Source organism: Brevundimonas sp. UBA7534 (assembly GCF_002479325.1).
Classification (GTDB): Bacteria; Pseudomonadota; Alphaproteobacteria; order Caulobacterales; family Caulobacteraceae; genus Brevundimonas.
Map to the genome: position 1 here is coordinate 1 of NZ_DLMO01000061.1, position 2,155 is coordinate 2,155.

Annotated in this window: 3 protein-coding genes; all 3 read right to left on the reverse strand. The window is 68.8% G+C overall.

The genetic code is table 11. From position 1 onward, the window contains the following. The coding region (locus B2U11_RS04535) for a histidinol dehydrogenase (protein ID WP_292070242.1) at positions 1-760 on the reverse strand (760 nt) is incomplete at its 3' end. Further along, a complete protein-coding gene (gene hisG, locus B2U11_RS04540) occupies positions 760-1,641 on the reverse strand; it encodes an ATP phosphoribosyltransferase (RefSeq protein ID WP_292070244.1) in 882 nt (293 codons plus the stop codon). The genes hisG and B2U11_RS04535, both read right to left, overlap by 1 nt. Before the next feature lie 10 nt (positions 1,642-1,651). Continuing rightward, positions 1,652-1,936 carry a YerC/YecD family TrpR-related protein gene (locus B2U11_RS04545; protein WP_292070245.1) on the reverse strand — a complete coding sequence of 95 codons (285 nt, stop codon included), beginning with the start codon at positions 1,934-1,936 and terminating at the stop codon, positions 1,652-1,654. Between the last annotated feature and the right edge of the window lie 219 nt (positions 1,937-2,155).

Genomic DNA, 2,155 nt, shown 5'->3' on the forward strand with positions numbered 1-2,155 from the left:
CGGCGTCGCGGTCGACGATGACCATCAGTTCGGACGGACCGGCCGGCATATCCACGGCGGGACCGCCCGGCAGGGCGGCGGCCTGCTTCTTGGCCTCGGCGACATAGGCGTTGCCGGGACCGAACAGCTTGTCGCAGGCGGGAATGACCCCGTCCTCCAGTTCGACGCCGAAGGTCAGGGCGGCGATGGCCTGCGCCCCGCCCATCAGCCACAGGGAGTCCAGACCCCCCTCTGCGGCGGCCAGGATCATGGCGGGGTGGACGCCGCCATCTCTGTTCGGTGGGGTGACGGCGATCCGCTCGCGCACGCCCGCGACGCCTGCGGGGATGGCCAGCATCAGCAGGGAGGAGAACAGCGGCGCCGTGCCGCCGGGCACATAGAGGCCCGCCGAGGCGATGGGCCGCCACGCCAGTTTCGACCGCACGCCCGGACTGGTCTCGACAAAGGGCGTGTCCTCGGGACGGGTCGCCTGGTGAAAGATGCGGACGTTTTCGGCCGCCATGCGAAGCGCGCGCGTGTCCGCGGGCGGCAGAGCGTTCCGGGCCTCTGCCACGGCCTGTTCGGTGATGGCGATGCGACGGGGCGGCGCCTTGTCCAGCCTTAAGCACCAGTCGACCACGGCCGCGCCGCCGCGTTCGCGCACATCGTCCAGAATCTCGCGCACCACGCCCGTCACGTCGCCCGACGTGCGGCGCGCCGGACGGGCCAGGGCGGCCGTCTTTCCCGCTTCGTCCAGCGATGACCAGTCGATGCGCCGCATCACATCATCTTCTCGATCGGCAGCACCAGAATGGCCGAGGCGCCGGCGGCCTTCAGCTTCTCAAGCGTCTCCCAGAAGACCGCTTCCTGGCAGACGGCGTGGACGGCCACCGCATCGTCGCGCCCCGACAGCGGCATGACGGTGGGCGAACCGGCGCCCGGCAGGATGGCGGTGATCTGGTTCAGGGCGGCGCGAGGGGCGTTCAGCATCACGTATTTCGCGCCCTGAGAGGAGACGACGCCCGCCATCCGCTCGATCACGCTGTCCAGCAGTTCCGCCAGTTCGGGCTCGGCGGCGATGGGCGAGCGGATCAGCACCGCCTGGCTTTCCAGCACCGTGTCCTGGGCCTTCAGGCCGTTCGCCTCCAGCGTCGCGCCGGTGGACACCAGGTCGCAGATGGCGGCGGCCAGTTTCAGCCGGGGCGCGACCTCGACGGCGCCGCGCATGGTCACAATGTCGGCGGCGACCCCGTTGTCGTCGAGAAAGCGGCGCAGGATCTTCGGATAGGAGGTGGCGATCCTGAGACCGTCGAGAGAGGCTGGGCCGTCATAGGCCAGGGTCGGCGGGATCGCGATCTTCAGGGTGCAGCGGCCGAAGCCCAGCGGCATGACGACCGAGGCGTTCGCCCCGCCGTTCTTGCCTTCCTCCAGCACGTTTTCGCCGACGATGCCCAGGTCGCAGACGCCATCGGCCACGAAAGTGGGGATGTCGTCGTCGCGCACGCGCAGCAGGTCGATCGGGTAATTCTCGACCCGATACAGCAGGTCGTTGTGGCCCTTGACCCACTTCAGGCCCGCGTCGCGGATCAGGTCCAGGCTGCGGTCGGCCAGACGGCCGGATTTCTGGACGGCGATGCGAAGCCGGCCCTGCACGGTGCTCATGTTCGGATACTCAGGCTTTCAGCCGGTCCAGGGCGATGCGGTAGCCCTGATGCGGCATGTCTTTCAGATAACGGGCGACGCGGACCACGGTGGTGGGGCTAGCGTGCGCCTCGGCGGCGATCTCGCGGTAGGACTTGCCTCCCCGGTCCAGCAGCCGGGCGACCTGCCAGCGCTCGGCGAAGGCGCGCAGTTCGGCCGGGGTGCACAGGTCGGCCAGGAAGGCGTCAATCTCCTCGCGCGTCTCCATCGAAAGGAGCGCGTCATAGAGGTCGGCGCGGGCGGGCGGGGTCGTCATGATGCGTTCCACTATGCTGTAACAATGGAACGGTCAAGGGCGTCGTGAAGCGTGAGTGGCGACTCACGATTCACAAGTCACGACTTACGCCCTCCCGCTCGCCGCTCTACATGCCTCTCATGACCAAGGTTCTGATTATCGGCGCCGGGCACGCCGGCGGCTCCGTCGCGGCCTTTCTGCGGCAGTACGGGCATGAGGGGCCGATCGTTCTGGCGGGTC